This window comes from Rummeliibacillus suwonensis, from assembly GCF_007896435.1.
GTDB lineage: Bacteria > Bacillota > Bacilli > Bacillales_A > Planococcaceae > Rummeliibacillus > Rummeliibacillus suwonensis.
Map to the genome: position 1 here is coordinate 1,835,803 of NZ_VCBL01000001.1, position 20,016 is coordinate 1,855,818.

21 protein-coding genes are annotated in these 20,016 nt (G+C 36.6%); 4 read left to right on the plus strand and 17 right to left on the minus strand.

Annotated features, from left to right (window positions below):
- Positions 1-71 precede the first annotated feature (71 nt).
- The 5 genes from FEU33_RS08485 to chrS all read right to left on the minus strand — a co-directional run bounded on the left by FEU33_RS08485 (position 72) and on the right by chrS (position 3,042).
- Positions 72-353, minus strand: a complete 282-nt coding sequence (locus tag FEU33_RS08485) for a YwqI/YxiC family protein (RefSeq protein WP_146548950.1) — start codon at positions 351-353, stop codon at positions 72-74.
- Positions 354-378: 25 nt separating this feature from the next.
- Positions 379-750 (minus strand): YwqH-like family protein, encoded by a 372-nt coding sequence (locus FEU33_RS08490; RefSeq protein ID WP_146548951.1) that lies wholly within the window; start codon positions 748-750, stop codon positions 379-381.
- Positions 751-1,454: 704 nt separating this feature from the next.
- The gene (gene chrA / locus FEU33_RS08495) at positions 1,455-1,994 is read right to left on the minus strand and encodes a chromate efflux transporter ChrA (protein WP_146548952.1); all 540 of its coding nucleotides are present in this window, start codon (positions 1,992-1,994) and stop codon (positions 1,455-1,457) included.
- Complete coding sequence (gene chrB / locus FEU33_RS08500) at positions 1,991-2,566, minus strand: chromate efflux transporter ChrB (protein ID WP_425328607.1); 576 nt, start codon at positions 2,564-2,566, stop codon at positions 1,991-1,993. Before chrB ends, chrA begins: the two co-directional genes overlap by 4 nt.
- Positions 2,567-2,574: 8 nt before the next feature.
- Positions 2,575-3,042: a chromate efflux transcriptional regulator ChrS gene (gene chrS, locus FEU33_RS08505; RefSeq protein WP_146548953.1), complete on the minus strand. Its 468-nt coding sequence runs from the start codon at positions 3,040-3,042 to the stop codon at positions 2,575-2,577.
- 450 nt (positions 3,043-3,492) lie between these two features.
- Here chrS and FEU33_RS08510 point away from each other — a divergent pair, with 450 nt between their 5' ends.
- The 3 genes from FEU33_RS08510 to FEU33_RS08520 are packed head-to-tail and all read left to right on the plus strand — an operon-like array spanning position 3,493 to position 7,559.
- Entirely contained in the window at positions 3,493-4,746 is a 1,254-nt protein-coding gene (locus FEU33_RS08510) for an MFS transporter (protein ID WP_146548954.1), read from the plus strand.
- Positions 4,747-4,774: 28 nt separating this feature from the next.
- Positions 4,775-6,361, plus strand: coding sequence for a gamma-glutamyltransferase (gene ggt / locus FEU33_RS08515; protein WP_244951000.1), 1,587 nt, complete (start codon positions 4,775-4,777; stop codon positions 6,359-6,361).
- Between the two features lie 13 nt (positions 6,362-6,374).
- Positions 6,375-7,559, plus strand: a complete 1,185-nt coding sequence (locus FEU33_RS08520; RefSeq protein WP_146548956.1) for an amidase — start codon at positions 6,375-6,377, stop codon at positions 7,557-7,559.
- A 78-nt stretch (positions 7,560-7,637) separates the two neighbouring features.
- On the opposite strand, the gene FEU33_RS08525 is transcribed toward FEU33_RS08520, so the two are convergent.
- The 12 genes from FEU33_RS08525 to FEU33_RS08580 form a co-directional block, all read right to left on the minus strand.
- The gene (locus tag FEU33_RS08525; protein ID WP_146548957.1) at positions 7,638-8,249 is read right to left on the minus strand and encodes an NUDIX hydrolase; all 612 of its coding nucleotides are present in this window, start codon (positions 8,247-8,249) and stop codon (positions 7,638-7,640) included.
- A gap of 142 nt (positions 8,250-8,391) precedes the next feature.
- Positions 8,392-8,592, minus strand: a complete 201-nt coding sequence (locus FEU33_RS08530; protein ID WP_146548958.1) for a cold-shock protein — start codon at positions 8,590-8,592, stop codon at positions 8,392-8,394.
- 249 nt (positions 8,593-8,841) lie between these two features.
- Positions 8,842-9,618, minus strand: coding sequence for a sulfite exporter TauE/SafE family protein (locus FEU33_RS08535; RefSeq protein WP_146548959.1), 777 nt, complete (start codon positions 9,616-9,618; stop codon positions 8,842-8,844).
- Positions 9,619-9,676: 58 nt separating this feature from the next.
- A complete protein-coding gene (locus FEU33_RS08540; RefSeq protein WP_146548960.1) occupies positions 9,677-9,904 on the minus strand; it encodes a sulfurtransferase TusA family protein in 228 nt (75 codons plus the stop codon).
- A 350-nt stretch (positions 9,905-10,254) separates the two neighbouring features.
- Positions 10,255-11,382 carry an MBL fold metallo-hydrolase gene (locus tag FEU33_RS08545; RefSeq protein WP_146548961.1) on the minus strand — a complete coding sequence of 376 codons (1,128 nt, stop codon included), beginning with the start codon at positions 11,380-11,382 and terminating at the stop codon, positions 10,255-10,257.
- 165 nt (positions 11,383-11,547) lie between these two features.
- Entirely contained in the window at positions 11,548-11,943 is a 396-nt protein-coding gene (locus tag FEU33_RS08550; protein ID WP_146548962.1) for a DsrE/DsrF/DrsH-like family protein, read from the minus strand.
- 17 nt (positions 11,944-11,960) lie between these two features.
- Positions 11,961-12,521, minus strand: a complete 561-nt coding sequence (locus FEU33_RS08555; RefSeq protein ID WP_146548963.1) for a sulfurtransferase TusA family protein — start codon at positions 12,519-12,521, stop codon at positions 11,961-11,963.
- Between the two features lie 48 nt (positions 12,522-12,569).
- Positions 12,570-12,866: a rhodanese-like domain-containing protein gene (locus FEU33_RS08560; RefSeq protein WP_146548964.1), complete on the minus strand. Its 297-nt coding sequence runs from the start codon at positions 12,864-12,866 to the stop codon at positions 12,570-12,572.
- Positions 12,867-12,871: 5 nt separating this feature from the next.
- Positions 12,872-13,219 (minus strand): rhodanese-like domain-containing protein, encoded by a 348-nt coding sequence (locus FEU33_RS08565; protein ID WP_146548965.1) that lies wholly within the window; start codon positions 13,217-13,219, stop codon positions 12,872-12,874.
- A gap of 199 nt (positions 13,220-13,418) precedes the next feature.
- Complete coding sequence (locus FEU33_RS08570; protein ID WP_146548966.1) at positions 13,419-13,679, minus strand: metal-sensitive transcriptional regulator; 261 nt, start codon at positions 13,677-13,679, stop codon at positions 13,419-13,421.
- A gap of 344 nt (positions 13,680-14,023) precedes the next feature.
- Entirely contained in the window at positions 14,024-15,217 is a 1,194-nt protein-coding gene (locus FEU33_RS08575; RefSeq protein WP_146548967.1) for an oxalate decarboxylase family bicupin, read from the minus strand.
- A gap of 238 nt (positions 15,218-15,455) precedes the next feature.
- Complete coding sequence (locus FEU33_RS08580; RefSeq protein WP_146548968.1) at positions 15,456-18,062, minus strand: cation-translocating P-type ATPase; 2,607 nt, start codon at positions 18,060-18,062, stop codon at positions 15,456-15,458.
- Between the two features lie 580 nt (positions 18,063-18,642).
- Between FEU33_RS08580 and FEU33_RS08585 the strand changes: the two genes are divergently transcribed.
- Entirely contained in the window at positions 18,643-19,902 is a 1,260-nt protein-coding gene (locus FEU33_RS08585) for a leucine-rich repeat domain-containing protein (RefSeq protein ID WP_186731364.1), read from the plus strand.
- Positions 19,903-20,016: the final 114 nt, after the last annotated feature.

The following is a 20,016-nucleotide window of genomic DNA, read 5'->3' on the forward strand; positions in this document are numbered from 1 at the left end:
GGTATCCACCACTTTTTACTACTTCGTAATGAAATGGATTTTCCTACCTCTTCTACCCCTTCATAAACGGCTCATTTCAGCATTTGATGGTGATCTCCCAGCTTTTCATCCAGTTCGATCATGCTCTGAACAGCTTGGCGGCTGGTTTCCTCGTTTTGTATTAATAGAACTTTGTAGGATTCTAACACTTGTCCAAGCGCTTGATGAAGGCCTTTCCATTTCTGGATGATCGTTAGAACATTATCCTCACCGATTGCAGAAGGGAGCGAAGTATGAAGCGTATTTGTGGAGGATTTCATCTTAGAAAGGGCTTGGTCAATGTCCGTTTGTTTGATTTTAATTTCCGTACTCATCCCATCGCGTCTCCTTTGATTTCAGTTATTTTGCTCTTGCTTTCTCTTTCTCCTTTTCAGCGGCAAGAGCTTCTTCCAGACTTTGAATCGTCTGCTTGATCGTACTGATTTCACTTTGTAAGCTGCTCGTCTTGTCGCTTATGGCCTTATAAACAGCATCAAATTGTTGCGTGTCTAGCTCAAGATATTTTGTCTTCATTTGTTCATGGCGAGTTTGATCAAACTTATTACCTAATACCCCTTGCCAGGTATGACTGGAGAGGTCAGGTTGTGTCAGCTTTTTTTCATACCCAATCAATTCTTGTTGATATATGTGTAGCTGATTGCTACAGGTCTGAAGCCTTTGAAGTTGATATTGCTTTTCACTTAAAAGTGCATAGTAATACGTTAAAGACATAAGTTCCTCCCCCTTTTATAAAGTGAAGCTTCCATCAGTGGATGGTTAGCTAAACCAATCGGGCTTTTATGGGCAGTTAATCCCCCACCTATCTTTCTTGGTTCTCTCTAAACCTTGTGATGGGGATCTTTACTGCCCATTAAAGCGGGATAAAAAACAAAAGTTCTCTAAACTCTTTCAGAATCATTCAATAAGTGAATCAATTTCATAATGTAAAATTCAGATAAAAAACACGAACATTTTAAATCAACATGAATATTAACATTCAGAAATTTTTGTTCCGCTCCAGACGGCGCTTTCCACGGGCTTGGCTTCAATCTCCTCGTCACTACGTTCCTGCGGGGCTTTCCGCTCAAGCTTTTCCCGTAGGAGTCGCCGTCTTCCGCTCCACAACTATAAAATTAGCTATTATTAAATGTTCGTATTTTTTAAGAAGAAAATGATTTATGAAATTGATTCAAGTACCATCCATTAAAAATAAAATATTATTATGTTAATATTTATCAATTATACCATGTAAAAAATCGACTATTGAGATTAAATTCGCCTATTTGTTCCAATGTAAAATAGGAAATATAAACTAATTACTGGCACCCAAATCTAAGACTATCTAAAGAAAAAATCCTTAACCCCTGAAGAGATGAAGGACATCATTTGCACCCTATTGTCTGAATTGTTTCAGCACCTATCACCTGTAATTCGAGCTACACAATATGCGATAGAACAATACCTCCGTATAGAAATGCCGCTAAAATAACGAAAGCTGGATGCACTTTTCGAATATGCATCGCAAAAAAGGCTACCGCTGCAATACCAAGAAATTGCCAAATTCCAATAGTCGTAAAAGATTCTTTAGCTAATTGCCATGTTACAATGAGCATCATGATGGTTAAAATCGGTTGGACTAGCAATGTCATCCCCTTCACAATGGGTGATTGACGATGTTTATTTAATAAGTTCATCAATAAAATAAGGAGAATCGCAGAGGGTGCAATCGTTGCCAGAAGTGCAATGATAACCCCTAACCAACCGTATTCATCGTACCCAACGAATGCCGCAATTTTTGTGGCAATAGGTCCTGGGAGCGCATTACCTAATGCTAGCATATTTGAAAACTCACTATTGTCTAACCATTGATAATGTTTGACGATTTCATCATACATCAATGGAATCGATGAAGGTCCTCCACCATAGCCAAGTATATTGGCAGTGAAAAAGGCGAAAAATAAATAAAGCAGAATCATGTCATCGCACCACCTTTTTTCCATTTCGTTAGCAATTTAAAATGGAACATACCATAAATAAGGAACAATACCACTGCTATACCTGAGTTCAGATGAACCACTTGCAATAGGATATAAGCAATAGCAAAAGCAATGATCCCCAGTACAATACCAAGTCCCTTTAATGTTTTCTCTCCAAATCTATAAGCCATTTCTCCAAGCATCACCGCAACGACTGGCATGACAGCGGCAATCATCCCTTCAATAATTTTAGAGTTACTTAAAATAGAAACAATAGAAAATAATGTGATCATAAAGAGGGTACTCGGTAAGATGTGACAAATGATTGCCCACACAGCACCTGTTTTCCCCTTTAACATATAGCCTAAATAGCCTGCCATTTTAGTGGCAATAGGTCCCGGTAATGCATTCGCAATGGCTAAAATTTCTCCAAAATCTTCATCATCCATCCATTTATATTTTTTCACCGCTTCATGGCGAAAGAGTGGCATTACAGAAGGTCCACCGCCAAATCCTAAAATACCTGTTCGAATCATTGATATAGCAAGTTGTTGATAAGCTTTCTCCACGATCTTCCCCCCTATAATTTCATGCCAATACGGCTTTTATAACGTTTAATCAATATTTGACAATCGACGCTCATAATACCTGGTAATGGATATAATCGCTTCTCCAAAAATTCTTCCATTTCTCTATTATCTCGAAATAATCCATGCATATGAAGTTTACTAGGTCCTGTCATATGATATAAGCTCGATACTGCTGGATCACTTGCTAAAATTTCCGCTACTTCTTGCAAATTTTTGGGCTCGACTTCTACATTAAAAAAAGCAGAGACTTGAAAACCAATTTGTTCTGGATTAATAACAGCCGTAAAACGTTCAATAACACCCTTTTCTAATAACGCTTGAATACGTGCTTGTACTGCAACACGTGATAGATTAACTTTTTTCCCTAAGTCAGTAAATGAGATACGGCCGTTCTGATTTAAAAGCTCAATAATTTGGTGATCCATTTCATCTAATTGTATTTTTCCCTCATTCATCATGTCATCCTCCTCATTTCTTTTCGTACAACTTCATCTATATTTTCTTTCAGTACGAATAATATTTGAAAATAATCAATTCTTTTCTTCGTAAAGAGAACAATAACATTTACGAAATGTCCTTTTTCTTACACTTTATATTATCGTAAAACATCACGTTTTTTTATAAAAAATGCAATTTTCTGCAATTCATTAATAGAAAACGGTTTCAAATATCTATTATTTAACACAATGTATTAAAAAATGATCTTATTCATTCAATTCGTAATACAAATTTATATAATACTTTTCCTTTCGTCTTATAAATAACGGTTAAAGCCTTCTTTTTTTACAAAACAACATTGACATCGCATAAAGTGTTATGTTTAATAACATTTAAAAGTTACTTTTTTTATCATTTATAATTTTTAAAATTAAATGTCAGAAAAAGTAACACAAAAGGAGGAGATTTCTATGAAAACGAAAAACCCAATTGTCTTGATTGTTCTTTTTTCACTTGGTTGGGCATTTATGTATGCGGATCGGAATATTCTGTCACCTGTTATGAGTATTATTCAAACAGATTGGGGGTTAAACAAAGGTGAACTTGGATTAATTTCTACAGTATTTTTTATTGCTTATGCCTTTATGCAAATTCCAGCTGGATTTTTAGCTGATCGGTTTGGGCGTTTAAAAGTTTTAGTTATCGGTTATATCTTATTTGGAATAGGAACAATCCTTAGCGGCTTTGCACCAAGTTTAATGATCTTTTTATTGGTGAGAATTATTACAGGACTTGGCGAAGGTATGTATTATGGACCTCAATATGCTATTTCTTCCAGTACCATTTCTAAGAAATACCGAGGGATTTCTTCGGCTCTTATTAATAGCGGGATGGCAATTGGGATTTCACTAGGGTTTATTGCATCTAGTTATTTCACATTTACACTAAAGAAAGATTGGCAATTCTCATTTTTCTTTTTTGGAATACTAACTGTCATTGTTGCTGCTTTAATTGCGTTTTTTATAAAAGATGACTATAAACCTATCAAAAATTCACAGGCTGTTTCAAAGAATCAAAGAATAAGCATCAAAGCATTATTCAATAAAAATCACATTATCACTTATATCCTAATTTTCTGTTCACTATATGGTTTTTTTAGTATGATTACGTGGCTGCCATATTATTTACAAACAGAACGCGGAATTGAAGGTTCTAAAACTGGAATCATCTCTTCACTTGTTCCATGGGCCGCTATTCCAGGAGCTATCTTATTTGGCTATTTATCTGATAGAATAAAAAATAAAAAAGGCATTGTAATTTGCCTTGCCTTATTAGGGACTGCCTGTCAATTTATCGTTCCTTATACCGAAAATTTCTCACTCATGATTGCAGGGTTAGTCATTTATGGCTTAATCGGTAAGTTGGCATTAGACCCCGTTTTAATTGCCTATATTGCAGATAACACACATCCATCTATGTATTCTAGAGCATATAGCATCTTTAACTTTGCAGGCATGACATCCTCAATCTTTGCTCCATATATCACTGGTTATTTAGCAGATATTACTGGGCATATTGAAATCGGATTTTATTTATCTGGTGTATTATTGCTTATTGGCGGGATTGCCTTCTTATTTACAGACAGTCCACTAAAAAAGACAATGATCACGCCAAATGATCCAACCCATCCATTTCAACACTCAGATAAAATCGCACATAGTTAATAAATATTAAAAATAAGGAGAGATGTATATGAATCAAACAAAATCGACGATTGGCACAAAAACAATGATTGTTAGTCCGCATTATTTAAGTTCAATGGCCGGTGCTCGTATTCTAGAAAAAGGCGGAAATGCATTTGATGCAGCTGTTGCTGTAAGCGCGTGTCTAGCAGTTGTTTATCCACATATGACAGGTGTTGGCGGAGATTCATTTTGGCTGACGTGGCATGAAGGAGAAAAAAGTTTACGAGCTTACAATGGTAGTGGTCGTTCAGGCTATAAAATTCATCGTGGTTTATACGAAGAGGAAGCAGAGATTCCCACACGGGGGATTCGGAGTGCTATCACAGTCCCTGGTATGGTAGACAGTTGGAATGCTATTTTAAAAGAATATGGTCGTTTAACATTACAGGATGTCCTCGAGCCAGCAATTGAATATGCACGAAGAGGTTTCCCTTTATCACCTGATCAATATACTACCACCAATCAAGTGGCTGATGTGTTACGTGCAACAGAGACGACTGCTCATATCTATTTAACAGATGGAAGCACACCATCTCTTCACAAAAAGTTCATCCAAACAGATTTAGCAGCTACTTTGACGACGATTGCTATAAAAGGACGTGATGCTTTTTATAAAGGGGAAATTGCAAAAGAAATCGTTTCATATATCCAACAACAAAATGGTTATTTAACCCTAGACGATTTTGCCGATCATCATGGTAATTGGACAGAGCCCATTTCAACAACTTATCATGATTATACTGTCTATCAAGTCCCTCCAAACTCACAAGGTTTTTCTGCTTTAGAAGCGCTCAATATTTTAGAAAATTTTGATTTTGAGCAGATTGAGCAAGATTCCTATGAATATTATCATATTCTAGTAGAGGCATTAAAAAAGGCATTTAAAGATCGTAATACTTATTTAACAGATCCAGATTTTTATCAGGCACCATTCGAACGATTATTAAGTAAGACTTATGCAAAAAGACTTGCAGCCGACATCCATATGAAAAAAGCTCACAATTTTTCCACTGTACCCCTTGGTCAAGATACAGCTTATGCAGCTGTTGTTGATGAGGAAGGAAATGCCGTATCATTTATTCAAAGCTTATATTTTGAATATGGTTCAGGTGTAGTTGCTGGTTCAACAGGGGTATTGTTGCAAAATCGAGGTTCTTTTTTCTCACTTGACCCAAATCATGTCAATACATTAGAGCCTCATAAACGGACATTTCATACCTTGATGCCCGCCATAGCTTTTTTAAATGAAAAACCTCGAATTATCTATGGCACACAAGGCGGTGAAGGACAACCGCAAACTCAGACCCTTATGTTTACACGCATGGCTCATTATGGCATGAATCCTCAACAAGCTGTTTCTGCACCACGCTTTGTTTGGGGGCGCACTTGGGGTCAAAAAAGTGAAGCATTAAAAATCGAAAATCGTATACCACAGCAAGTTTATAAAACTTTAATAAATGCTGGACACAACGTTCAAATTGTTCAGCCCTTCGACGGCGTAATGGGTCATGCGCATGCAATTCTTATCAATGATGACGGTTTCCGATGTGGTGGCACAGATCCCCGCTGTGACGGTGCCGCAATTGGCTGGTAAAGGAGAGAGACATATGAAAAACGATTTAAACGCATTTATCGATGCTGATATTACAATAGAGGCAACACAAAAAGGGGTTTTAGATGATACAACATTTGCAGTCAAAGATGTTTTTGCAATAAAACAGCACAAAAATGCTGCGGGTAATCCCGATTGGTTAAAAACACATGATGCTGCCACATCCAACGCCTACGTGATTGACCAATTACTAAATTCGGGAGCTACGTTAACAGGGATTACTCATACAGATGAGCTAATGTATAGCTTAAACGGTGAAAATATTCATTATGGTACGCCAGTAAATCCGCGATATCCAAATTGTATTCCAGGAGGATCTTCTAGTGGCTCCGCTGTCGCCGCCGCATCAAGGATGGTTGATTTTGCTATTGGTACGGATACAGGAGGTTCTACTCGTATCCCCGCTTGTTATTGTGGTATTTATGGATTCCGCCCTTCCCATGGTACTATTGATATGGCTGGCATTATACCACTAGCGCCTTCTTTTGATACTGTGGGTTGGATGTCCGAAAAAATAGAAACTCTAAGTAAAATCGCAAATGTACTTTTGCCAATAGATCACTCTTCTAATCACTTTCAAACGATTTATTTAGCAGAGGATGCGTGGCAATTAATCGAAGAGAATGCAACAAAAACTGTTCTACAAAAACAACTTTCATCTCTAATTCAAGATCATTTTACTGTAAAAACGATCACATTGGCTGATGAATCACTTGCTGCATGGAGTAAATCATTCCGTTTATTACAAGGGAGAGAAATCTGGCAGACCCATGGTGAATGGATCGCCAAAGAAGATCCAATATTTGGAACTGATATTGCAGACCGCTTTCAATGGGCTTCGACAATAAAAGAAGATGATACATGGCAACAAGCAAAACAATTGCGCCGTTCGATTCAACAAAAATTAGATAATTTGTTAAATAAAAATGGATTACTGGTTATTCCGACAACACCTGGATCTGCCCCAGAAATTGGTCGCTCATTAGTAGATGTTGAAAATACACGTACTCGTACAATGCAGTTAAGTTGCATCGCAGGGCTGTCTGGTTTACCACAGTTAACAATTCCAATAACCACTGAAGATGGTAAAGCAGTTGGCTTATCCATTATCGCAGGGCGAAATCAAGATCTCGCTCTACTTCAATGGTTACTAGAAAGAAAACATCTATTGATGAATTAAACGCAAAGCAATGGTACAAAGCATTCATTCTATGGATTGAATGGTATTTCTCTTGGATTGGACACTATTTCTCGGGAATTAGATTTTATTTTCCACGGATAGAACTTTATCCTTGGACTGATCATCATTCATGTGAAATACCTTCAATTTTTCATTCAATTTTTGATAAATGATTTTCATATAAGGTTCACTACATTTCCCTACTGCCTCGTCTAATGCCATCCATTGAATGGCGCTATTTTCATCTGGCTTTACTTTGGTTTGCTCGTTTTCATCTGCTTCGATCAAATAAGTGACGTTTAGATGCACATGTGTTGCAACATGCTCTCCTCTTTTCACATGTCCATCTACACCAAGAATTTCAATCGAGTAAATTTCCTCTGATAGGGGCTTGATATTTGTTAGTCCTGTTTCTTCACCTGTTTCCTTTAGGGCAACATGCAGAAGATCGGCATCTCCATCAGCATGGCCGCCTATCCAGGACCATGACTGATAAATATTATGAAAGGCCATCAAGACTTTGGTACGGTTTTGGTTGACAATCCAAGCAGAGGCTGTAAAATGAGCAAATTCATTTTCCCTTGTTAGTATATTTGAAAAGATATCGGTATATCGTAGCATAACTTCCTGATCTTTAGCCTCTTGTGCGTTACTGGCTTGATATGCTGCTAGTTGATCTCTTAAATTCAAGTGACTCGCCCTCCATTGATCGAACTCTTTTTATCATTCCAATTGTATCTTTAGAATACAAAATGGTCAAAATCTCTTGTAACAAGATTACACAAAAAAAGCACCCTATACAGGATGCCTTTCCTACTTCATTTTTAAAAAATTAAAGTTTTGTAACGTTAGTAGCTTGTGGTCCACGAGTACCTTCTTCAATACCAAATTCTACACTTTGACCTTCTTCAAGTGTTTTGAAGCCGTCGCCTTGGATAGCTGAGAAATGTACAAATACATCGTTTTCGCCTGGAACTTCAATGAAACCAAAACCTTTTTCTGAGTTAAACCATTTTACCTTACCTTGTGCCATTTAAATAACCTCCAACAAATGTAATTTAATAATTTATCTTCCAACCCCATATAAAAAAACGCCTTTCAAAATGATCGATACAAATACGATCACTTTAAAAGGTGAATGTTTTGTTTACGATTAGCCGAATCAATTATTAATTTGCTTAATTATATAACGATTTCTTCCAATTGTCTACTAAAAATGTTTTTTCTAATCCTAATCAATCTTATTGAATGAAAATGGATGAAAGAGGTAATAATTCCACTTTTACAATATATCCAGCCATACTTTAATAGCCGTAAGTAATATAAGAATCGCTAATAACCGTTGCAACATTTTTGTATTTATCTTTTTACTAACACGGGCACCAATTGGAGCTGCGATAAGGCCTGCAACAATAACAAAGACAGCTGGTAAATAATCGATTTGACCGGTAACAATTTTCCCGAATGATCCAGCAATCGATGATATAAAGGTTATCGCTAGGCTGGATGCAATCGTCATTCGTGTCGGAATACGTAAAATAAGAAGCATAATCGGTATCAGCAGAAATCCACCGCCTGCTCCAACAATACCTGCGCCAATCCCTACCATAAATGCCAATATGGCAGCTAATGGCACGTTGAATGTTACCTCAGTAAATGGCATATCATCAATTTGTTTCTTAGGAATGAACATCATAATAGTAGCAAGCAATGCGAGCACACCATAGACAATATTGACGCTTTCTTCAGATAATAGATCTGAGCCAAAGCTTCCTATTAATGTACCAAATAACACTGCAATCCCCATAACAGTAATGAGCTTTTTGTTTAAATAACCACCGTTTCGGAATGCTAAGACACCTGCAATAGATACAAATAACACATCTAATGCACTAATTCCTGATACCTCGTGTGCTGTAAATGCTGCAAATCCAAAAAGCGGCGGCACATACAATAAAAGTGGATATTTGACAATCGCTCCACCAATCCCTAGCATTCCTGAAACAAATGAGCCAACAAAGCCTATTATTATTAACGTAAGGATATACATGAGACTCATAAAATCTCCTTCTTTCTACCAAAAAACAGTGAGCTTTTCATTGAAAATACGCTCCCTATTAAACCTTTTGGATAAAGAATTTAATAACACCATCAATCTCAGATTGTTCTAGAATAGTGTGACCACACGCTTTTGCCCATGCAGGAAGATCCATAAGTGCTCCTTTATCTGTTACATGTACTTCTAGCACTTCACCTGAGCGAAGTGTATCTATGGTTTTTTTAGTACGAACAATTGGCATTGGACAAGATAAGCCTTTTGCATCTAATACGTAATTTGAAATCATATCATCTTTCCTCAATTTCGATATTTATTGATCATACAGAACTGTTAAAAAGCAATCGCAAGTATTTTTCTCCATGATTAAGCCGTAACAGGTAGTCAAGTCTCGCCTCAAAATTCAAGTAATCAGTGAAGATTAAGTGAAAGCTCAACTTCGACTACCTGTACCTCCGTTTCTCAACACATTCAGTGAGGAAAAAATTCTTACTTCCCCCACTCTCCCTGAAGAGTTAATTCATTTTAAAAAGCAGGATAAAAAACAATTTTATGGAATGAAAGATGGATTTTTATTTCAAAAGAAAGCAATGTGATTAGTTTTTCAGTACCTACTTCCCCATTGCGCAAAATTTTATTTTATCTCACTGCACAACGGTTTGGACCGATTTCCATCTCTGTTTGTTCATCCTGATCTGGTGTTAATTTCCCCATATTCACTTGACGGATTTGTTGATACGCATTTGGTTGTGGCGGTAAATTTTCAGTTACAACTGATCGGAACTCAGTTTCATCCTCAATATTTAAGCCGTGATTTTCAGCAAATAAATCACCTAAGCATTTTGCTACCGTACCATCCTCATTCAATTCATCGATAATCATAAAATGAGCTGGCAACACGATTAAGTCTTCTGCTAGTTCACGGTAGCGCTGATATAAGGTTTCACGAAGATCATCGACCCAATCTTCTGCAAGACCTGCTAAATCCGGACGACCGATTGAATCGATAAACAAAATATCACCTGTTAATAGATATTTATTGTCAACAACGAATGAGGTTGAACCAATCGTATGTCCTGGCGAATACAATGCACCCACTTCTAATTTCAATGAGCCCACTTGCACGATCAAGCCATCATCCAAAGGTTCATAGTCATAGACAGCTTCCTCTGCATCTTTTGGAGAAAGATAATATTTAGCACCTGTAGCCGCTGCAATTTGGCGTCCACCTGAAATATGATCTGCATGTAGGTGTGTGTCCAAAACATGTTTAATCGTTACATTTTTTTCTTTCGCAAAGTTTAAGAAGACATCTGTGAAACGTACTGCATCAATAACAGCAGCCTCTTCTCCAGAGATAACCATATAAGATAGACAACCTTTTCCGAGACGAACAAATTGATAGACTTCCCCGCCGTCTGTTAAATCACCTATTTTAATCGGTTCTAAATGCATGCTCCAAGATTTCATACCGCCTTCTAAATAGGCAGCGTCTCGTCCTGCTTCAGATAGCATCTCCGCTACCATCAACGAGGATCCTTCTTTTGCACAAACTACTAATATATCTTGATCAGAAGGAATTTTAGGTAAAATTTCTTCAACTCCATCTAATAATTCAAAGTAAGGAATATTTAAATATTCAAATTTATGGCCATCGATTTTCCAATCTTCAAATGCATCTCGGTTTCGCACATCTAAGATGAATAATTCCTGATTTTCAATAACTTTTCGAGCTACATAACCTGCCGACCATTTATTTACTGCCACTCCCGATTACCCCCTTAGGTATGTTTTAGATTTTTTGATTGGGAGAGCTCATTTGCCCTCCCTCTTAGGATCTTCACATTCGTCAGCATTTCAAATTCGTCAGCATTTTTGCGGTGATCTTCTGCCATTTTTATAATGGCGCATATGACACTAGTATTCTTCCCATTAGAAAGTTAACGCTGGCGCTGCATCTTTTGCAAATTCAAGGAATGTGACAGCTCCACCAACTTCAATGCCATCAACAAAATCCTCTTTTGTTAGCCCCATGACATCCATCGTCATTTGACAGGCAATAAATTTCACGCCTAGTTCTTGTGCCATGTCTACTAATTCCGGAATACTTGGGACATTCGCTTTTGCAAAACCTTCAGCCATAGATTCTTTTCCTTCAGGCATCGGAAGTGTATGCATCCCCTGTTTATGAATTAGGTTCAATCCTTCGAATGTAAAGAAAACACCTACTTCTTTATCCGAAGCTGCTGCTGCAGTCGCAATATTGAATACTTTATAAGCATCAAAAAGATTACCATTACTTGCGATAATTGCTACTCTGTTCGACAATCGAATTCCTCCTCTTGTTAAATAGATTTCGTCAAATCGCCTTGCCAGTCTGTCATACCAGGTAAAACATTATATACTTTTGTAAAACCTGCTTTTGCTAGTTTTTGAGCCGCTAGATCACTACGCTTACCGGTACGACAAATCACATAGATATCTTGATCTTTATTCAATTCTTCCATACGGCTGGCTAGTTCACCCATTGGAATAGATTTTGCCCCGTCAATATGACCAAAAGCATATTCAGCTTCTTCACGAACATCTAAAATAAGAGCGCCATTCCCAATGCCTTTTTCCATTTCTTCAATTGATATAATCTGTTCATGTATTTTTTCCACAACCGTATCATCCGAGCATTTTCGGAGATAGTGGAATAACACGCCATTTTCTTCTGCCACACCTATATATTGATGACCAACAGATTCCGACCAAGCCGGTAAATCTGCTTTAGATCCTTTATCCGTTGCTTGCACTTCTAAAATTTGTCCGTCAACTAGGTTATTCATAGCTTTTTTGGTTTTAACAATCGGCATAGGACACGACAATCCTTTAGCATCTAATCGAACATCCGCTTTTATCAAAAAAATAAGTCCTCCTTATACTATATAGGGTATATAAAATTCAAAAAATTACTCTACTTCGCCTTCCCAAGCTGACATGCCGCCAACCATATTTGTGACATCATATCCTAAAGAATCTAAAAATGCCGTTGCTTGAAAACTACGACCACCAGAACGGCATATCATAATGTATGCTTTCTTTTTATCTAAGTCTGGTAATTTGGCTTCCAATAATCCCAATGGAATATTAATGATTCCTGGAATATGACCAGATCTCACTTCTATCACTTCGCGAACATCGATTAAATTTAATGCTTCATCATTTTCTAGACGTTGTTGTACTTCTTCAGCTGTAATTTCTTTCATTTTACTCATCCTCTCCAAGCGCTCATGCCACCACGAACATTTGTAATTTTTTGATAGCCTAATTTTTTTAATTGCTTGCATGCTTGGCTACTTCGCATGCCACTTTGACAAATAACCACAATTTCCTTATCTTTTGGTAATTTAGAAAAATCGGAACCTAGTGGGATATTCTTAAACTGACGAATATTTCTTCCTTTATATTCACCAGGTGTGCGAACATCGATAAACACTTTATCCCGATCATTGAGGATCGTCTTTAATTGCTCTGTAGAAATCGATTGAATGCCTTTTGCTGGCATCATCCGCCAAGCAATAAATGCTACAACTAAGACGATGATTACTGCTATTTCCATCATGTTTCCTCCTAATATTAATGAAGACATAAAAAATGAGCGTAATTTTTAAACCGCTTTATCATTTTTAATTGATCTCAAAAATTATTTGTGGTATTAAAACAGATTTTGCTATGTTTTCATTTTTGCTTTTTACCCACTTATATGCATATACTTGTATAGGTATTACAAATTTAAAAATATAAAAAACGTTTGTTTATCATCGGCTTTTTACTAGCAAGTTAACTGCGTCTTGGATGGATTCATTCATAACAGATAAATCACCATCAGCATCTCGTACGCATTCAACCAAATTTTCGCTGACAATAACGCCTATTGCTCGATCTACACCTGAACGTACCGCAGAAAGTTGTGTGATGACTTCCTTACAATCTTTGCCTTCTTCCATCATGCGTATTACCCCTCTTAACTGGCCTTCCATACGCTTAATGCGGTTTACGACCTTACTATCATATGTCATAGCTGCACACTCCTTTCTTTATATGTTGTATTCCCATATATGCTTTATAATATACCCCTATAGGTATGGTGTCAACAAAAAACAAAAATTTTTGATAGAAATATTCTTTAAACGCTATTTGACTCGGAATAAAAGTATTGTAAGAGTAAATACAATTCGTCATTATGCGAATAATTCCTTTTGGAGAGTGCATAAATGATCAGAGCGAATATTCTCCTCTATCGAGCAAATAAAAGCGAATGACTTGTAGGATTGCACATTAACCTTGTCCAAACAATCACTGAGATTTATACAAAATAGCATCACACCATTTTACTTCTGTGCAATGCTACTATTGTTTATGATCATTGTTTAAAATCTTTATACGTATACCCTGGGAATCGAACAACAGACCATTTTTTCTTTCGTAAAGCATTCATCAGCTCCGACCCCACGTTTAAATTACTGCTGACAATTTGTTTCGGGGTCATTGCCATCCATTGTGTTAAAGAAATATCAGCATACTTAGGGGCTTTAAATACTTCTAAATACCAAAGAGTTTCATCACCTGTGTTTTGAACATAATGCCCATAACAGAATGGTACATATCCTACATCACCAGCTCTCACGTCAAACGTTCGAGCTGTCGCATCAGCGGCATATGCTGTCAGTCTCCCTTGACCTGAAAGGACATACTGCCACTCATCATTATTAGGATGCCAATGTAATTCTCTCATTCCTCCTGGTAATATCTCAACCAAAGCGGCTGAAATTTCTTTCGATACTGTAAAATTGGTGGAGTCTACAATTCTAACAGAACCACCTGGAGATTTGATAGGTTCTTGCCCTAGCAAATCATGTGTAAAATTTCTAGTACCAAAGGAATCAGAAATGACAACACTTTCAATAGGATCAGGAATCTTTCCTTGATAGATATACTTTTCTTTTTTGGGAATACACTCAAACGCACTTAAGGGCACACCAAAATTGGCAGAGAGGACATCTTTTGGGGTATGAGCAAACCAATCTGAAATCGTGAATGTATCTAAATCGGAGAAGTCTCCAGCATCGAAGACTAACAAAAATTCACATCCATCCTCTAATCCCTGAATAGAGTGTGGGATTCCCGGAGGAAAATACCATAATCCTCCCATGCCTACATCCGCTATGAAATTTTTACCATTCTGATCAACAGCTGTTATCCTTGCTTTTCCTACTGTCACAAATCCCCACTCAACTTCCTTATGCCAATGCATCTCTCTGACACCACCTGGAGTTAATCTCATATTCACTCCAGCAAGTGTAGTAGCGACAGGAAGCTCTCTGTTCGAAATTTGTCTAGACCATCCACCTGGTTTCAGGGTCATATGCGTATCGGAAAATGAAAATTTTAAATTTGGTACCGTTCCTGCATCTGTCGTGGGTGGTACAAGCAAATCTGGATTCTCCAGTGCTCGCACGATATCTCTTGGTCCAGGATCAGTCGCACCTGCCCCATCTGCCCGAATAGGCTCCGGTATTTCATCGGAAAAAACTTTAAATTCAATTGGTTTAGGCATTCATCAACCTCCTATTCAAAAAATCATACATCTCTATTTAATTCGATCAATCGGAATCATGTTACGCCCATTTTGAACGGAATTTTTTGAAAAATTAAATAGAAGCAATAAAAAAATTCAGTTCCAATTAGGACTGAAGCTTTTTTATTGTTTGATTAAAAAGGGAGGAATGAAAAAGGACTTGTCTCAACAATAGACAAGCCCCTTCCCTTTAAATAAAAAAGCAATGCAACTTCTCTTATTTTCCTTTTACAAACAGCACTTTAAACCACTGGTTCACCAAAAAGGGAATAAAGGATAAGACATAAATATAGCCTAATTGAAGTGAGCTTAAGTTGGCTACTTCAAATACCCTTGTCAATGAAGGAAGTAATAACACGAAATGTAAGCACACGACGCCGATTAGAAAGGCAACCCATGTATATTTGTTTGAAAATACACCAATTGTGAAGACGGATTCCTTCGATCTAGAGTTGAAACCATGTATCAATCTTGATAAACATAACGTTGCAAATGCCATTGTACTCGCTGTTAGTGTATCACCTGTTGATAATCCCATTTGGAAGGCAATAATCGTTGAAATAGCGATTAAAATCCCTTCAAGAATCATTTGAACTGTAAATTTTTTACTTAATAATGGCATATGGATATTTCTTGGCTTGTCCTTCATCACTTTTTTATTATGTGGTTCTAATCCAATGGCAATCGCAGGTAAGCTATCTGTTAGTAGATTGATAAATAATAGATGTACAGGCGCAAATGGAACAGGTAAATTAAATACAGTCGCATATAAAACAACAAAAATCGCTCCTGCATTTCCTGATAACAAAAACATAATAGCGTTTTTAATATTGGCGTAGAGGCTTCTTCCGTTCGCTATAGCTTTAATAATTGTTGAAAAATTATCATCTGTTAAAATCATAGAAGAGGCATCTTTTGCTACCTCTGTACCAGTAATCCCCATCGCTACACCGATATCTGCTTGTTTCAGTGCAGGACCATCATTGACTCCATCCCCTGTCATCGCAACAACATTGCCCTTTTCCTGCCAAGCTTTAACAATCCGAAGTTTATGTTCAGGTGATACACGAGCATAGACAGATAGATCCTGAACCTTGTCTTGTAACTGTTCGTCTGTTAATCCTTCAATTTCATACCCTTCAATCGCCTCTGATGGCTCTTTTAAGATTCCGATTTGCTTTGCAATGGCAGTCGCTGTTATTTTATGGTCACCTGTTATCATGACGGGCTTTATCCCTGCTTTTATACAGCTTTCAACTGCTGACTTTGATTCCTTTCTTGGAGGATCCATCATTGCGATCAAACCAACGAAGATTAGATCTTTTTCATCTTCTATATCGATGGTTTGCCTTCTATCCATGTTTTTGTATGCAATAGCTAAGACACGTAGACCATTCATGGAAAAATCACGATTCACGTCTTCGATTTTTTTACGATGTTCTTCCGTAATATGATAGACTCCTGATGAAGTCTCCATCTTAACCATTCGTGATAAGAGAACATCTAATGCACCTTTGGTGATCATCACATTTTGCTGATCAACACGATTCATCGTACTCATTAGCTTTCGATTAGAATCAAAAGGAATCTCAGCTATTCTAGGATGTTGCTCTCTAACAGCTATTTCGTTCAGGTGATAGACTCGTCCTAATTTAACAAGTGCTGTTTCCGTAGGATCACCAATTTCTTTTTGGTCACTTGTTACGGCATCATTGCATAATTGTGCCATTAAAAGAAGATCTTTTTCGATTTCATTTTTGGTGTTTAAACGATCATATGCTTTAACAGTTTGATTGACATAAACTTGTTGAACGGCCATCTTATTTTGTGTGAGGGTTCCTGTCTTATCTGAGCAAATAACCGACACGCTACCCAAGCTTTCAACAGCATAAAGCTTTCGTATAATGGCATTTTCCTTTGCCATTTTCTGAGTTCCGAAAGCCAATACGATGGTGACAATTGAGCTTAACGCTTCAGGAATTGCTGCAACTGCCAGTGATACTGCGAACATAAATGATTCAACTAACGCTCGTCCGCGAACAAGATCAATGGTAAAAATAAATAGACAGATCAGTGTAATACCTAAAGCTAAATTCTCACCAAAATGATCAAGACTGACTTGGAGAGGTGTCTTCTTTTCCATCGCTGTATCCAGGAGATTGGCGATTTTTCCAATCTCTGTTTCCATTCCAATCGCAGTCACAATAACCGTACCACGTCCATTCGTCACAAAACTCCCACTGAAGACCATGTTGCTCTTATCCCCTATGGTTATATTGTCGCCTTGAATGGGATCTGTACTTTTTGCTACAGCTAATGATTCTCCTGTTAAGGAACTTTCATTGATTTGAAGAAAATGACTTTCCAATAATCGCCCATCAGCACTAACATAATCGCCTGCCTCTAATAAGAGGATATCTCCAACTACAATCTCTTCTGAACGAATCTCCACAATCTGATTATTTCTTATCACCTTTGCTGTTGGAGACGTTAAAGCCTTTAAATTATCTAAAGAACGTTCAGCTTTCATATGTTGAACAGTTCCAAGAATCGCATTTAAAATGACGACAATCATAATAACGATTGTACTTTCTACTTCGCCTAATAAAAGCGAAATGACAGCGGCAACCATTAAGATAATAACTAATAAATCTTTAAACTGTTGAAAGAAAACAGCTAATGTACTTATCTTTTTCCCTTCTGTCAAGATATTTAGCCCATATTCTTCTTGCTTGATTTGGACGTCATAATCACTTAAGCCTTCATTAGTCACTTCCAACTTTTCCATAACTTCTACCGATGATTGTTGATGAAATTCTGACATTCACATCCCCTTTCACTATAATCATTAGAAATATAGACATTGCAGTAGATAGAGTGAAACTTCATACAATGAGGGTTTTCTTCCCCCCTACTGTGTGTTCATTGAATCAATAGGCTTTTACAGGCAGTGGATCCGATTTATCCGCTTGTTTTTCTCTGTCTAGAATTTTTCACATATAGGTTGGGAGCAATCGCTCATGAAAGTTTCGCTTGAATCTTGATGTGTAGAGCAACTGCTGCTCGTGTGGATAAAAAACCTCTCTCTATTAACCTAAATACGATTAGCTCTTATAATATATTCCTGATATTTTTCAGTATGATTAGATTTGCTATAGAAATGAAAATTTTTTAATTTGAAGAAGGTTTTCCTGATTCTATTCCGAGATTTTATGGCAAGGTATACAGGAACAACTTATATATACAAAAATCAAAAATAGTTTTTATGATGAATTTTTAACAATCTTTTGTTTCTCCATAAAATTTCTATATTTTTATGGATTTCATAGTTTCCGATGATGATATAAAAATGATAAGATGTGGTTAGAATTTTAATCTTTCAATATCAAGAGGAGATGATCAATTTGAATAGACGACTGAATAAAGCAATTTCTATCACAATGATAACAGGATTGATAGGGACTGCTACCATTTTAGCAACCCCCGATTCATCGGCAGTTTTTGCTAAAAGCGTATACCAAGTTAAAAATGGAAAATTAGTTTCGGCAAAAACAGGGAAAATTGTAAGGGGTTACAAAGTATATAAATCAATCCTCTATAAAAATGGAAAGAAATATACAGGTAGTTATAAAAACTATCGATATAAAAGTGGCAAAAAATTAACAGGCAGTTATAATGGATACCTGTACAAAAACGGCAAAAAGTTAACGGGCGCTTACAATGGATACCAATATAAAAGCGGTAAGAAATTAACAGGCACAAAAGATGGTATAACTTATCAAGATGGAAAAGTAGTATCTGCACAAAATGTGGAGAAAGTTAGTAATACAGCGATTGTTTATGTGCAAGACACCCACCTACTAAATCGCTTAAATGAGATTATGGGTCATAAAAATTTAACGCAAAATATGAAAGTAGCAGATTTAAGAAATTTGAAGGGAACATTATCTTTAGATGGAGATACCGATGAAAGAGAAATGTTTGGAATGTTTGATATTGAAAACATTCAACCATTAGCATTTTGTACAAATATTAGTGAATTGTCTATTGCTAATAATGCGGTCCATAACTTAAGCCCTCTTGTAAAATTAACGAACTTAAAAAAATTAAATATTCGCTTTAACAATATTCAATCCATTGATTCACTTCAAAACTTAGTCAACTTAACTGATTTGGATGTATCCGGAAATACATTGAAAGAAATCATGATCGTTAGCAACTTGACAAAATTGCAAGTATTAAGTGCATGGGATAACAAAATCCAAGATATTGAAGGTGTTAAAAGTTTAACAAATTTAGAAAAACTCAAACTGAATGACAATAAAATCAGAGATATTTTAGAAATTGCTTCTTTGACCAATCTTAAAGAAGTAGATTTATCTAACAATATCATCAAGGACATTCAACCGCTTAGTGAGTCTAAAAAATTAGAAACACTCTATTTATCTTACAATAGTATTTTCTCGGTAGATGCATTAGAAACATTGACCAATTTAAAAACGCTTTATGTGAATGCTAATTACTTAACATCGATGGATTCTCTTGCAGCATTGACAAATTTGTCTACCTTGCATATTGAAGAAAATGAAATCCCAACTTCATCAATTCTTCCAACTGAAACATGGCCATCTATGCAAGATTATGTAAATGATTTGAATAACTAATAATATGAAACTTTATACGGTGTTTTTCTTCTCTTTGAAACCACCAGCTTTTTATTATTAGTTCCTGCTTATACGGACGCTCCATCTAGGATACAGATGCAGGGCTGTTCAACA

Excerpts from the sequence above, each read along its gene's own strand:
- FEU33_RS08565 (WP_146548965.1), bottom strand. The coding sequence starts at position 13,219 with ATGGAAATAGCAGTAATCATCGTCTTAGTTGTAGCATTTATTGCTTGG.
- FEU33_RS08575 (WP_146548967.1), bottom strand. The coding sequence starts at position 15,217 with ATGCCTAAACCAATTGAATTTAAAGTTTTTTCCGATGAAATACCGGAG.
- FEU33_RS08520 (WP_146548956.1), top strand. The coding sequence starts at position 6,375 with ATGAAAAACGATTTAAACGCATTTATCGATGCTGATATTACAATAGAG.
- chrS (WP_146548953.1), bottom strand. The coding sequence starts at position 3,042 with ATGATGAATGAGGGAAAAATACAATTAGATGAAATGGATCACCAAATT.
- FEU33_RS08530 (WP_146548958.1), bottom strand. The coding sequence starts at position 8,592 with ATGGCACAAGGTAAGGTAAAATGGTTTAACTCAGAAAAAGGTTTTGGT.
- FEU33_RS08580 (WP_146548968.1), bottom strand. The coding sequence starts at position 18,062 with ATGTCAGAATTTCATCAACAATCATCGGTAGAAGTTATGGAAAAGTTG.
- ggt (WP_244951000.1), top strand. The coding sequence starts at position 4,775 with ATGAATCAAACAAAATCGACGATTGGCACAAAAACAATGATTGTTAGT.
- chrA (WP_146548952.1), bottom strand. The coding sequence starts at position 1,994 with ATGATTCTGCTTTATTTATTTTTCGCCTTTTTCACTGCCAATATACTT.
- FEU33_RS08570 (WP_146548966.1), bottom strand. The coding sequence starts at position 13,679 with ATGACATATGATAGTAAGGTCGTAAACCGCATTAAGCGTATGGAAGGC.
- FEU33_RS08490 (WP_146548951.1), bottom strand. The coding sequence starts at position 750 with ATGTCTTTAACGTATTACTATGCACTTTTAAGTGAAAAGCAATATCAA.
- FEU33_RS08540 (WP_146548960.1), bottom strand. The coding sequence starts at position 9,904 with ATGATTTCAAATTACGTATTAGATGCAAAAGGCTTATCTTGTCCAATG.
- FEU33_RS08535 (WP_146548959.1), bottom strand. The coding sequence starts at position 9,618 with ATGAGTCTCATGTATATCCTTACGTTAATAATAATAGGCTTTGTTGGC.
- FEU33_RS08510 (WP_146548954.1), top strand. The coding sequence starts at position 3,493 with ATGAAAACGAAAAACCCAATTGTCTTGATTGTTCTTTTTTCACTTGGT.
- FEU33_RS08560 (WP_146548964.1), bottom strand. The coding sequence starts at position 12,866 with ATGAAAGAAATTACAGCTGAAGAAGTACAACAACGTCTAGAAAATGAT.
- FEU33_RS08485 (WP_146548950.1), bottom strand. The coding sequence starts at position 353 with ATGAGTACGGAAATTAAAATCAAACAAACGGACATTGACCAAGCCCTT.